This window comes from Streptomyces adelaidensis (assembly GCF_016598475.1).
In the GTDB taxonomy this organism is placed as follows: domain Bacteria; phylum Actinomycetota; class Actinomycetes; order Streptomycetales; family Streptomycetaceae; genus Streptomyces; species Streptomyces adelaidensis.
On record NZ_JAEMUX010000051.1, the window covers coordinates 1 to 12,753 of the forward strand.

At 69.8% G+C, this 12,753-nt stretch carries 6 protein-coding genes, 1 tRNA gene and 1 pseudogene; 2 read left to right on the forward strand and 6 right to left on the reverse strand.

What is annotated here, in order from left to right; genetic code table 11:
• Positions 1-93: 93 nt before the first annotated feature.
• Both I8N67_RS26185 and I8N67_RS26190 read right to left on the reverse strand, forming a co-directional pair.
• Positions 94-1,356, reverse strand: coding sequence for a DUF3631 domain-containing protein (locus tag I8N67_RS26185; RefSeq protein WP_200306196.1), 1,263 nt, complete (start codon positions 1,354-1,356; stop codon positions 94-96).
• A gap of 266 nt (positions 1,357-1,622) precedes the next feature.
• Positions 1,623-1,862 (reverse strand): hypothetical protein, encoded by a 240-nt coding sequence (locus I8N67_RS26190; protein WP_200306198.1) that lies wholly within the window; start codon positions 1,860-1,862, stop codon positions 1,623-1,625.
• 111 nt (positions 1,863-1,973) lie between these two features.
• On the opposite strand from I8N67_RS26190, the gene I8N67_RS26195 reads away from it, so the two are divergent.
• Both I8N67_RS26195 and I8N67_RS26200 read left to right on the forward strand, forming a co-directional pair.
• A complete protein-coding gene (locus I8N67_RS26195) occupies positions 1,974-2,639 on the forward strand; it encodes a helix-turn-helix domain-containing protein (RefSeq protein ID WP_200306270.1) in 666 nt (221 codons plus the stop codon).
• Entirely contained in the window at positions 2,636-4,231 is a 1,596-nt protein-coding gene (locus tag I8N67_RS26200) for a site-specific integrase (RefSeq protein WP_200306200.1), read from the forward strand. The genes I8N67_RS26195 and I8N67_RS26200 overlap by 4 nt, the downstream gene beginning before the upstream one ends.
• A 92-nt stretch (positions 4,232-4,323) precedes the next feature.
• Here I8N67_RS26200 and I8N67_RS26205 read toward each other — a convergent pair whose 3' ends face one another.
• The 4 genes and pseudogenes from I8N67_RS26205 to I8N67_RS26220 form a co-directional block, all read right to left on the reverse strand.
• The gene (locus tag I8N67_RS26205) at positions 4,324-7,848 is read right to left on the reverse strand and encodes a WD40 repeat domain-containing protein (protein ID WP_234046306.1); all 3,525 of its coding nucleotides are present in this window, start codon (positions 7,846-7,848) and stop codon (positions 4,324-4,326) included.
• A 269-nt stretch (positions 7,849-8,117) separates the two neighbouring features.
• Positions 8,118-8,190: transfer RNA gene (locus I8N67_RS26210), tRNA-Lys, on the reverse strand.
• A 327-nt stretch (positions 8,191-8,517) separates the two neighbouring features.
• Positions 8,518-10,100 (reverse strand): annotated as a pseudogene (locus I8N67_RS26215) (amino acid permease).
• A 159-nt stretch (positions 10,101-10,259) separates the two neighbouring features.
• Positions 10,260-12,710 (reverse strand): DEAD/DEAH box helicase, encoded by a 2,451-nt coding sequence (locus I8N67_RS26220; protein ID WP_200306204.1) that lies wholly within the window; start codon positions 12,708-12,710, stop codon positions 10,260-10,262.
• Between the last annotated feature and the right edge of the window lie 43 nt (positions 12,711-12,753).

Consider the following 12,753-nt stretch of genomic DNA (forward strand, 5'->3'; position numbering starts at 1 on the left):
GGTCTTGCCCCCGGTTTCCGTCCCGGCCGCATGCCGTTTGACCTGCGAGATCACGGCAGGGACGGCAGGGACGCTCACCGGGGGAGGCGGGGCTCAGCCCGAGGCTGGGGTGGTGGGTTCGGCGTTCACTGAGTGAACGGTGGGGCAGTAGCGCCGCCACGCATCGAGGAACTTGTTGCGCGTGTAACCCTTGCGCTGGGTGCCGTCGGCGAGTCGGACGTTGCCGGGCCTGATGTCGAAGGCGCGCAGCAGCGAGCCGAGCTCACGCGGACCCAGCCCCTTGCGACCCCACTCCGCCCACGGGCCTTCCAGGTCCTGGCGCAGGTGGTGCAGGAGTTCGTCCGTGGAGAGGCTGTCGACCTCGCGCTGGGCTACGAAGACCCGGCGGATGTCGGCCAGGATCCGCGCTGAGCTGGGGTGGTCCTCCTCGGCCGCCACTTCGGCCGCCACCATCTCCGCGCACGCCGCGCGGGCGAGGCGGGGCCAAGGGCCGGCGGCCAGGTCGGCGACGATCACCAGAGGCTCCCAGGTGTCGGCGGCGCGGTCCTCCACCGGCATCGCCGGTTCCATGTCGGCGGCCTCGTCGAGCAGCGGCCGGGCCCAGGCGGCGATGCGGTCGCGCAGGTCGTGGAGGGCAGGGATGTCGCGGCGCGAGCGGAACGGCTTGACGCTCTCACCCTCGGCCCGGCGCCGCATCCGGATGACCACCGACCGGTCCATGATCGTGTCGGGCAGGTCGCCGATGCCCGCGAGGGCGGCCATGGCGAAGGTGGCGAACCGGTGCGGGGTGTGGTCGTTGCCGACCACCCGGGTCACGTACCGGTTGCGCTGGTGACCGGCGTTGAGCAGGCCGCGCATCTCCTCGTTCTTCTCCGCCTGCTTCGGCGTGCCGAAGATGGTGTCCGCCTCATCCACCAGCAGGGTGGGCGGCTCCTCGGTGATGGACCGGAAGACCGCCGCCGGGGTGGTGTTGATGGTGAGCATCGGCTCGTGGACCGTCTCGGTGAGCACGTCCAGCAGCCGCGACTTGCCACAGCGCTTCGCCGGCCCCACCACCGCCAGACGCGGGGCATGCTGCCACGCGGGCTGCAGATGCGTCGCCGCCACCCACAGCGTGACCGCGTCCAGCGCCTCCGGCGAGGGCAGGATCACGAACCTGGCTATCTTCGCGCGCAGTTCGTCCAGCAGCGCCGAGCCCGGTGTCGGCTCCGGATCCAGGGGTGTGTCCGAGGGCGCGGCGGCTTCGACCGGCACGGTGTCCTCGGGTTCGCGCTGGTCGGGGTTGCCCGGCACCGTGACCAGCGGCCAGGCGGCGGTACCGGGCGCGGAATAGGGCTCGGGTGTCGTAGGTTGCACAGGGCGGCTCCTCTTCTGCGGCAACCGGGCATCGCTGGCCCGGTGCGCGCGGATCGTTCGTTGGATGCGGGCGGCGGGGTTTCCCGAGCCTCCGGCGTTGCCGCGCCGGAGGCTCGCTGCGTTCAGAGACTGAACACTCGCTCTGTCCCGAGACGGGACGCTCGCGTTGTTCCCCGAGGGAACACGGACAGTACGTTCACGCCCGTCGACAGTCCAGCATTTCTGTGTCAGCTCAGCGCAGAACTGTCTGCTACGCTGCCCCGCTTTCACGCCGCCAGCCCGAGCAGCTCCAGCAGGTCTGCGGTCACGACCCGGTAGGCGTTGCCGAGCCGCAGCACCTTGCACGGATACTCGCCCCGCTTCGCCAGCTCATATCCCTTGCTCCGCCCCAGCCCCAGTGCTCGGTTGCTCGTATCCAGGTCAACAGCCACAGGCAGGGCGATCAGCTCTTCCCGGCTCATCCCCTTCGAGCCCTTCGACTGCCCGTTCGTCGCGTCTTCGCGCATACAGTGCGCCCCTTTCGGTACAGCCCTCGGCGAACGTGCCCATCACATCCGGCTCCAGGCGGGTACCAACCATCATGCGCAAGCTACTGTGTCTTCATGACACAACGCCGTATGGATGCTGATGAGGACGACTTCCCGGAGTGGGCAGATCGGATCAAGGCCAACGTGGCCGGCGAAGTCCGGCGCAGAAGGAAGGAGATGGGATGGAGCGCACAGGACTTGGCGGACCGGTGCGAGCAACTCGGGCATCCCATCCCGCGCAACGTGATCGCCAACATGGAGTCTGGCCGTCGGGCCAATCTGCCGCTCGTGGACGTCATGGTCCTGGCGGCAGCCCTGGAGACGTACCCGGTCTGCCTGATCTTCCCGGTCGGTTACGTCGAGGAGACCCAGGAACTCCCCTTCCAGCACCTCATCCCCACCTGGGACGCGCTACGGCACTTCACCGGTGAAGAGGAGGTGCCGATGTACGACGCGGGCCTGGTCCCCGACTTCGAGCGCCACGCCAGCCTCGTACAAACCGCCCTCGCCGCCCTCGAAGAGGAAGAACAGGCCCGGTTCGCGGCCAAGACGGCCACCAGCCGCGCCCAGCAGGAGGAAGCCGAGCGCAAGCGGACCAAGTACGCCGACCAGACCATCTCCGCCAAGTACAGCCTCCGCCACCTCCGTCGCGAGCTCCGCGAGGAGGGCGCCACCCCACCCCATCTGCCACCCGCACTGGGCGACGTAGACCCGCCCGATGAAGAACCCAACACCACCCCGGAGGAACGCGTTTGAAAGGCTCCACCCACCGCCGCTGCTACTGCCGCGACCCCAAGACCGGCAAACCGCTCGGCAAGAAGTGCCCCCAGCTCTCCAGCCGCAAGCACGGCGCATACTCCATACGCCAGGAGCTCCCGCCCCACGAGGACGGCACCCGTCGCTCCTTCAGCCGAGCTGGCTACGAGTCCCTGAAGGCCGCCCAGGCGGACCTCGACCACGTCCGCTCCCTGCTCGCCCTGGCGGACAAGGACGACCCGGACAGCCTCCAGCGCCTCGTCGCGATGCTGGAGGAGGTCGCGGTCGAGAAGGCCCCGCTGCCGGCCATCGAGGAGACCCGACGCCGTCTGAGGGCGGGTCTCGCTCTTCGTGGCAGCCTCACCGTCGGCGAGTGGCTCGACCAGTGGTTCGCCGCGAAGAAGCGCCGCAAGACCACGCTCAACGGCTACGCCTCCCACATCCGCGTCCATCTGAAGCCCCGCCTCGGGCACGTACGCCTCGACCGCCTCAACGTCGGCCACCTGGTGGAGATGTTCGACGCGATCGCCGACGAGAACGAGGTGATCGCGGCCGAGAACGAAGCCCGCCGTGAGCAGATCGCCCGCTGCAAGCCGAGCAAGCCCGGTCGCCCCGTCGGAGCCGAGCGCCAGCTGCTCGCGGCCGAACGGGCCAAGCTGGCGGAGATGAAGCCGTTCCGGAAGTCAACCGGCCCGGCCAGTCGTCAGGCGATTCGCCGCACTCTCCGCGCGGCCCTCAACTCCGCGATCGCCCAGCAGCTGATCACCTTCAACCCGGCCTCCCACGTCGAGTTGGACTCCGGCAGGCGCCCGAAGCCCCTCCTGTGGACGAACGAGCGGGTCCGGCGGTGGCGCGAGACGGGCGAGATGCCTGGCCCGGTCATGGTATGGACCCCGCAGCAGTTCGGCGCCTTCCTCGACGCCGCCGAGGGCGACCGCCTGTACGCGATCTTCCCTCTCATGGGTACGCGCGGCCTCCGGCGGGGCGAGGCAGTCGGCCAGGACTGGCACGAGATCGACCTCGACGCCGGCCTCATCACCCCCGCCAAGGAGATCGTGGTGGACGGCTGGGACCCCTACGAGTCCGAGCCGAAGACGGACGGCAGCGCGAACACGATCGCGCTCGACAGCATGAACATCGCCGCCCTGCGCGACCACAAGGCCCTCCAGGAGAAGGAGCGCAAGGAGTGGGGCACCGCCTGGCAGAACACCGGAAAGGTGTTCACCAAGGAGGACGGCTCCTGGCTCCACCCGGAGACGGTCTCGGAAGCGTTCCGCCGCATCCTGGCCACAACCGACCTGCCACCCATCACCCTGCGGGACCTTCGTCACGTCGCCGCGACGCTCACGCACGGAGGGGGCGGCGACATCCATACGGTGAAGGAGACCCTGCGCCACTCCACCATCACGCTGACCTCGGACACGTACACGAGTCTGCTCCCTGAGCTGGACCGTGAAATAGCGGAGAAGGCGGCGAAGCTGATCCCGCGGTCTCGTCCGGTAGCCATCGAACCGTCGGCCTCAGCCGCAACCGATCCGCAGGCCGCGGACACATCCGCTCACGCTTCGCGCACGCAGGGCCCCGAAAGCTGAGCAACGGCTGAGGCGGCCGAAGCCGACCCTCGCGCGGCGTATCAGGCCAGGGACGATCCCCTCCCGTCTCCGGCAGCAGCCGGACCGTGAATTCACCGGCTCGGGAGAAGAAAGCCCTGCCGTTCGTCCTCGGTGAGTTGCCGGAAGACGCGTGCACGAGCCGAGCCGAGCAGGGTGTCGAGATCTGTGGACGGCTCCCAGATCCTGACGGTGCGGTCGCGGGAGACCGTGGCCAGGAGCGAGCCGTCGGGGTGCCAGGCCAAGCCGTTGACCTGATCGTCATGGACTCCGATCACCTTCAGCTCCTGGCCGTCGGCCGGGTTCCACAGCCGGATGGTCCGGTCCCAGGACGCGGTGGCGAGACAAGCGCCGTCGGGAGACCAGGCAACACCCTGGACCCGTTCCCGGTGGCCGGTCATGGTGTGGAGTTCGGTGCCGGTGAAGGGGTCCCAGATACGGACGGTGTTGTCCCGGGAGCCAGTGGCGAGCCGCTGTCCCTCGGGAGACCAGGCGATGCTCCACGCATAGTCCGTGTGACCGTGGAGCGTTGTCGCAAGGGTTCCCGCTTCGACGTCCCAGACGCAGAGCGCCCTGTCCGTCAACGACGTGGCGAGATGGCGGCTGTCGGGAGACCAGACGGCGCCACCGAGCCAGTGGTCCCGGCCTTGGAGCACCATGAGTTCGGCGCCATCCGCCGCGTTCCACAGGCGAGCGGTACGGTCCCGCGAGGTCGTGGCGATCCGCGTGCCGTCAGGCGACCAGGAGGCGCTCGTCACCTCGTCACGGTGCCCGCGAAGCAGGAAGAGTTCGGTCCCGTCGCCGACGTTCCAAACGGTTGCGGTACCTCCTTGGGAAACCGTGACCACCCGTGTGCTGTCGGGGGACCAGGCCACGCCGGTCACGTCCCCTGCATGTCTGAGGGACGCCACCGCCGAGCCTCGGGCGACGTCCCAGATCACTGCCGTACCGTCCTGGGACGCGGTGGCGAGACGGGTGCCGCACGGGGCCCAGGAGACGTTCACGACCGATCCCTTGTGGCCGAGAAGGGCGCTGCTCTGTCCGCCGGGCGCGGTGCTGTCCCAGACGGCGACGGTCCGGTCGCGGGAGACGGTGGCTATCCGAGAGCCGTTCCAGGCAATGCCGTTGATGCTGTCGGTGTGACCGGGCAGCAGTGTCTGCTCGTCGGTGTCCAGGTCCCAGATGAGGGCTGTACGGACTTCGTCGCCCACGGCAAGACGCCGTCCGTCGGGGGACCACGCGACGCAGCTCAGTTTCTCCCTGCATTCCAACTGCTTCAGCAGCGATCCCGTACCAGGGGTTCCCGGAGGGGGGTCGACCTCGGCGACGGCCGAGACGAGGACCATGCGGTCCTCCGACACCGAGGCGAGCAGCCGACCGTCGGGCGACCAGGCCACAGCCGAGACCCCGGCCCTGTGCCTGGCCAGAGCGGCGGCTTCGCGGCCGGTGGCCACGGACCAGACACGCACCGTTCCGTCGTCCGACGCACTGGCGACCTTCCCCCCGTCGGGAGACCACGCCACATCCCACACGGTCCGCTCGTGGCCGGTGAACCGGGCCACCTCCACCGAGTTCGCCACGTCCCAGAGCCGCACGGTGCGGTCACCGCTCGCCGTGGCCAGCCGTTCCCCTTCCGGTGCCCACTCGATGCTCTCGATCGCCTCGCCATGACCGGTGAGCAGACGGGCCTCGGTCCCGGTCTCGACATCCCACACAGTGGCGGTGCCGTCCCGGGAGCCGCTCGCGAGATGCTTCCCGTCGGGCGACCAGGCCACCGACTGCACGCGGTGACCGCCGCCACCGGGCATGAGGATGACGGGATCAGCGGACCGCTCGGTGTTCCAGACCCGGATCGTCCCGTCGTCGGAGCCGGTGGCCAGGCGGGCTCCATCGGGTGACCAGGCAACAACGTTGATGTCCTGCCCGTGGCCGCGGAGGACCGCCCGTACCCGAGAGGCGTTGAGGGCGGTGTGCAGCGCCTGCTGGGCGGCCGAAGTAGGGGCGCACTCCTCAAGAGCGGCGAGCGCACCCAGGAGCGCCAGCTCCGGATCACTTGTGGCGATCTCCATCGCGCGGGCGGCCACCGCGTCGGCGAGCCGCTCCAGGGACGCTCGGTCCAGACGGGTGGAGCACTCCAGGAACTCGGCCACGAGCGGCACATTGGCCAAGAAGCCGTCCGCCTCGTCCACCCATTGGCGCGCCACGCGCAACCGCTCGCCGTTCAGCAGGTACGCCTCTTGGCGGGCCGAGCGCTCCCAGTCCCGTGCCCACCGTTCCAGCTCCGTACGGTGGCGAAGCTCCTCCGTACGGGCCGCGACAGCCTGGCGCAGCGGCGGCCACTGTCGGAACAGCGCCTCATGGGCGACGTCCAGCACGCCGTCGGCGCCGGTGAGCAGCCGGCCGGCGACGAACGCCTCGGCCACGGCGCGCTCCCGCTCCGTGAGGTGTCCGCGTTCGACGCGGCGGCGGGTCGGCTCGCCGTGCTCCATGGTGACGAACTTCAGCAGGGTCGTCAGTACCGGAGCGTCCCCGTCCGACGCCCGCAGCTCCGCGGTGATCCGGTCGGCCTGTTCGGACAGCGTCCCGGCGACACCGCCCAGACTGCGGTAGTCCTCCGCCGTCACGGTGCCGCCCGCGCCCACCCGCAGATACAGCTCCTGGAGCGTGTACGCGAGCAGCGGCAGCGCGTCGCCGCCTCCGGCGTCGTCCACCATCACAGCGGTGACACCTGGTGCGAAGGCCATGCCCGCGCACGCGGCCGGTTTCTCGATCACCTGCAGCAACTCCGGACGTCCGAGCACTCCCACCACCGTCGGTTGCCGCACCAACTCGGCGTGCCCGCTCTCCAGGAAATCCGTGAGGAAGTCCGACCGCAACGTGGCCACCACCCACAGCAGCGGATCCGCGGCGATCGCATCCCTGATCAGGGAGAGGAAGGTCTCCCGCTCCTGCTCCCCGCTCAGCGTGAAGATCTCCTCAAGCTGGTCGATGACCAGCAGCAGCGGCACGGCCCGCCCACCCCGCACGGCACGCAGCCGGTCCGCACACCGCCTCAGACCCGCCACGCCCACCGCCAACTCCGTCCGCACCTGCTCGACGGTCATGTCCATCCGCGTCGCGGCCAGACTCGACGCCAGGCTGGTCAGTGGATCGGTACCCGGCGCGCAGGGAGGCACGATCTCCCAGTGCCCTCGCCGCCGTCTGAGAGCCGGGAGCAGCCCGGCCGACACCAACGAGGACTTCCCGCTGCCGGAGGGGCCGATCACGCCGACGAACCGGTGCGCACGAGCTGGTACGGAGGGATGCAGCCTGCCGACGAGATCCCTGATCTCCGAGTCCCGGCCGAAGAACACGCCGGCGTCGTCTTCGGTGAATGCCTCCAGACCGGGATAAGGCGGCTGCGTGGCATTCCACTGCCGCCGGATCGAGGCGGGGCGCTCCAGGAGATACAGCCACACCTGCCCCGCGACCAGAAGCACGAGCGCGAGCACGATCAGCGGGACCGACCACTCCCGCAGCACACGCAGTCCCCAGGGCGCGGTATCCGTGTCGTCAGTGGCGTAATTGGTCGCGATGCCCAGCAGAGCACCGACCAACATGATCAGAACATCTGCGACAAGTCTGACCGGACGACGATCCACCCTTGCCCCCACCTCGACGGATCACCAACGTGCCGCCGACTCTATGCACACGCGTTCGCCGTCGACCAGCAACCGCCGGACGCGGACGGCCGATCCCCAGGCCACGGACACATCCGCTCACGCATCGCTCACGCAGAACCCCGGAAACGCCACAGCGCCCGACCCGACCGAAGTCGACTCGGACGCTGCACTGCAGGTCAGAAGGGGTATCCCCCACCCGCGAACCGTAGGCCCTGTGGGACTCGAACCCACAACCAATGGATTAAAAGTCCACTGCTCTGCCAATTGAGCTAAGGGCCCAGGCGATGTTGCCTACCCGAGCATAGCCGGACGTGGCCGGGACTCCGATCGGGTATCGGGGTCCCGGCCGCGTCGGGGGGCCGCAAAAAGGGCCGCCGTAGAACAGAACGGGCGGAAGATCGGCGGAAGTCGGGGGAGTTGGCTGGGGTGCGGGGCGCGGTCCCCGTCCTCGTGGTGGGGCAGCGGCGCGTGTGCGGTCGGGTAGCGGCGCGCGATCGGACCGCGCGCCCGACCTCGCCGCACCCGCCCCTCACCACCTGGCACCCCACCACCTGGCACCCCACCCCACCCCACTCCACCCCACCCCACCCCACGCCCCGCCCCGCCCTACAGATCCACCCCCTTCCGCGCCGCCTCCCGGGCCACGCTCCGTTCGTGTTCGGGGTTGAGGAACCAGTGGCGGGCGGAGGCGGTCCACCAGATCGCGGCGAAGCCGAGGACGGCCAGGACGGCGACGGGGGCGTAGTTGAAGGTCTCCCAGGTGACCGGGGAGAGCTGCGGGAGCATGAAGAGGACGGTGATGACGAAGACCCAGATCACCGAGATGAGGCCGATCGTGCGCGACCAGCGGCCCAGATGCCACGGCCCGCGTTCGAAGGCGTCGCCCTTGCGCAGCCGGAGCAGGGTCGGGATGACGTAGGCGATGTAGAGGCCGATCACCGCGATCGAGGTGACGGCGGCGTACGCGGTGACATTGATCAGGTACGGCAGGCCCAGGACCAGCGCGCCGCCAGCCACACCGCCGCCACCGGGGTGCGGGTGCGGGGGCTGACCGTGTGCCAGAGGTGGGAGAACGGCAGGGCGCCGTCGCGTGGGAAGGCGTAGATCATGCGGCTGTTCGCGGTGACGGAGGCCATGCCGCAGAAGAGCTGCGCCCCGATGATGACGAGGAGGAGCAGCTTGCCGCCGGTCGCGCCCAGGGCGTCCAGCAGGATCTGCGCGGGCGGCACCCCGGTCTTGGAGCCGAGGGCGCCGTCGTAGGACTGGATGGCGAAGGTGAAGCCGAGGAGGAGGACGAACCCGGCCACCCAGGACGTCCAGATGGACCGGACGATGCCCTTGGGGCCGGCCGTCGACGCGTCGTGCGTCTCCTCGGTCATGTGGGCGAAGGCGTCGCAGCCGGTGAAGGTGTACCGCGCCATCAGCAGGCCCAGCAGCACCACGTACAACCCGCTGCCCCAGCCCGTGTTGTTGACGAACTCGGTGAAGACGAAGGACGCCGACTGGTGGCTGTCGGGGACGATCGCGAGCGCGCCGACGATGACCACCAAACCCAGGACGTGCCACCACACGCTGATGCTGTTCAGCAGACCGACGATGCGTACGCCGAAGGTGTTCAGGAGGCCGTGCAGCAGCAGGATCGCCGCGAAGAGGAGGATCGTCCGGCCCGGCGTCACCTCGAAGCCGAATTCGAGGTTCAGGTACGCCGCAAGGAAGGACGCCGCGCCGAAGTCGATGCCGGCGGTCACGGCGACCTGGCCGAGCACGTTGAACCAGCCCGTGAACCACGCCCACGCGGCCGCGCTGCGCTCCGGCGCCAGCCGGTGGGCCCAGAAGTACAGGCCCGCGGAGGTCGGGTAGGCCGAACAGATCTCGGCCATGGCCAGGCCCACGAAGAGGGTCATCAGGCCGACCCCGACCCAGCCCCAGGTGATCACCGCGGGCCCGCCGGTGTTCATGCCGAACACGGGCCCGCCGGTGTTCATGCCGAACAGATAGAGCGTCATACAGCCGGACAGGACCGAGATGATCGTGAACGAGACCGCGTAGTTGGAGAACGCGGACATACGGCGGGCGAGGACCTGCGTGTAGCCCAGCTGGGCCAGCCGTTCCTCGTCGGACACCGAGACCGACACCTGGACCGGGGCGGAAGCCCCGGGCGCCCCACGGGCTATGTCGTCGTCTGTCATGCCCCCCAGCAATTCCCTCGCCGAGGGCATGACATGCGCCACACCATGGCCGAAAAGCGGCGGAGGCGGAACAGAGACAGGGCGGAGACAAACGGGAAGGGCCCGTACGACCGGAGTCGTACGGGCCCTTCCTCAGATCACGTGCTGATCGGTTCGACCTCAGCCGTTGCGCTTCCAGCGCGGCTTGTCGTCACGACGGCCGAAGGACGAGCCGGAGCCCGAACCGGTGCCGGTGCCGGTGCCGGTGCCGGTGCCGGTGCCGGTGCCGGTGCCGCTGCCAGTGCCGCGGTGGTCGTCACGACGGCCGTAGGGGCGCTCGTGGCCGCCGGAGCGGAAGCCCGGGCGGTCGCCGCCCTGACGGTCACGGTTGAACGGACGGTCGCTGCCACGGTGCCCACCGCGCTCGTCACGACGCTCGAAGGTGCGGCCACCACGGTCGTTGTCCCGGCGGAACCCGCCGCCACCGCTGCTGCTGCGGTTGTCGTCGCGACGCTCGAAGGTACGGCCGCCACGGTCACCACCGTCGCGACGCTCGAAGCCGCCACGGTCGTTGTCACGACGCTCGTTGTCCCGACGGAACCCGCCACCGCTGCTGCTGCCACGGTTGTCGTCACGACGCTCGAAGGTACGCCCACCACGGTCACCGTCACGACGGTCGTCCCGGCGGAAGCCCCCACGGTCGTTGTCGCGACGCTCGAACGTACGCCCACCACGGTCACCGTCACGACGGTCGTTGTCCCGGCGGAACCCGCCACCGGTGCCACCGCTGCTGCCGCGGTTGTCGTCACGACGCTCGAACGAACGCCCGCCACGGTCACCATCACGGCCACCGTCACGACGGTCGTCCCGACGGAAGCCACCGCGGTCACCCCGGTCACCACGGTCGTTGTCACGACGCTCGTAGCTGCCGCTGCCGCTGCCCCGCTCGTCGCGGCGCTGGCGCGGCTGGTCGTACGAGGAACGCTCGTACGCCGGACGCTCGGCCGACTGCTCGACGATCTCGACGGCGGCCGCGACGGGCGCGCCGTTCTGCTCGGCGGCGGTGGCCGTCACGGTGCCGGTGCCAGTGGTGGCCTCCGTCGCCGCGGCGACGGCCGCCTGCGGGTCCTCGCCCCGCTCCCGCGCGGCACGCGCGGTCAGCCGGTCGGCCTCCTCGCGCAGCTCGGAGGCGCGGCGCGTGGCCCGCTCCAGCTCCTTGTTGAGGTGAGCGACCTCACGCTCGGCCTGCTGCGCGGCGTTGCCGGCGGACTCGGCCTGGACCTCGGTCATCGACCGGGCGCCGGTGATGTCGGCGACCTCGGGGTCGAACGACGTACCGCCCTGGATGATGTGACGCCCGGCGTCGACGCCCGCGTCCTCCATCAGCCGGAAGATCTGGCGGCGCTGGTGCGGCAGGGAGAGGGACACGACCGTGCCCGTACGCCCGGCACGCGCCGTACGGCCGGCGCGGTGCAGGTAGTCCTTGTGGTCGCCGGCCGGGTCCACGTTCAGGACCAGGTCGATGCCGTCGACGTGGATACCGCGGGCGGCGACGTCGGTCGCGACGAGCGCGTTGACGTAGCCCTTCTTGAAGTCCTCCAGCACGCGGGTACGCGCGCCCTGCGTCATGCCGCCGTGCAGCGCGTCGGCCTTCACACCGGCGTCGCACAGCTGCTCGGCGATACGGTCGGCGCCGAGCTGGGTGCGGACGAAGATGATCGTGCGGCCCTTGCGGGAGGCGATCGCGGCCGTGACCGGCGCCTTGTCCTTGGGCTTCACGATGAGGATGTGGTGCGACATGGTCGTGACGTTGCCCTGGGCGCTGTCGACCTCGTGCGTGACCGGGTTGGTCAGGTAGCGCTTGACCAGCGTGGAGATCTCGTTCTCCATCGTGGCGGAGAACAGCATCCGCTGACCGCCGGCCGGCACCTGGTCGAGCAGCTCGGTGACCTCGGGCAGGAAGCCCAGGTCCGACATCTGGTCGGCCTCGTCGAGCACGGCGATCTGGACGTTCTCCAGCGAGCAGGCACCGCGGTTGATGATGTCGCGGAGACGGCCCGGCGTGGCGACCAGCACGTCGACGCCCCGCTCCAGGGCGTAGATCTGGTTGCCCATCGAGGTACCGCCGCAGACGACCTTCATCTTCAGGCCGAGGACGTCCCCGTACGGCTGCAGCGCGTCCGCGACCTGCATCGCGAGCTCACGGGTCGGGGTGAGGATGACGGCACGCGGCTTGTGCTTCTCGGTGCGACCGCCGGCCAGCGTGGCCAGGGTCGGCAGACCGAACGACAGCGTCTTGCCGGAGCCGGTACGGCCGCGGCCCAGGATGTCCTTGCCGGCCAGCGCGTCCGGAATGGTCGCGGCCTGGATCGGGAAGGGAGAGGTCACACCGTTCTGCGCGAGCTTGCGCACGATGCCCTCGGGAAGACCGAGCGTCGCGAACGTGACCTCGGGAGCCTTCTCGACGACGTCGACGACGTCGACGGCCTCGGCGGCCTCGGCGGGCTCGACAGCCGCGACGGCCTCGACAGAGAGGTTCTCGACGTTCTCGGGGTTCGTGATGTTCTCGGTGTTCTCGACGTCCTGGCCGTTCTCGGGCACCACGACGTGATCAGTACTGGAAATGGACATGCGTATGCGAAACCTTCCGGAGTCTCGTCGGCACGCGCCCGTC

Bases quoted from the DNA above. Each gene is read 5' to 3' on its own strand.
- I8N67_RS26190 (WP_200306198.1), bottom strand. From the start codon at position 1,862: ATGCGCGAAGACGCGACGAACGGGCAGTCGAAGGGCTCGAAGGGGATG.
- I8N67_RS26195 (WP_200306270.1), top strand. From the start codon at position 1,974: ATGGATGCTGATGAGGACGACTTCCCGGAGTGGGCAGATCGGATCAAG.
- I8N67_RS26205 (WP_234046306.1), bottom strand. From the start codon at position 7,848: ATGTTGGTCGGTGCTCTGCTGGGCATCGCGACCAATTACGCCACTGAC.
- I8N67_RS26220 (WP_200306204.1), bottom strand. From the start codon at position 12,710: ATGTCCATTTCCAGTACTGATCACGTCGTGGTGCCCGAGAACGGCCAG.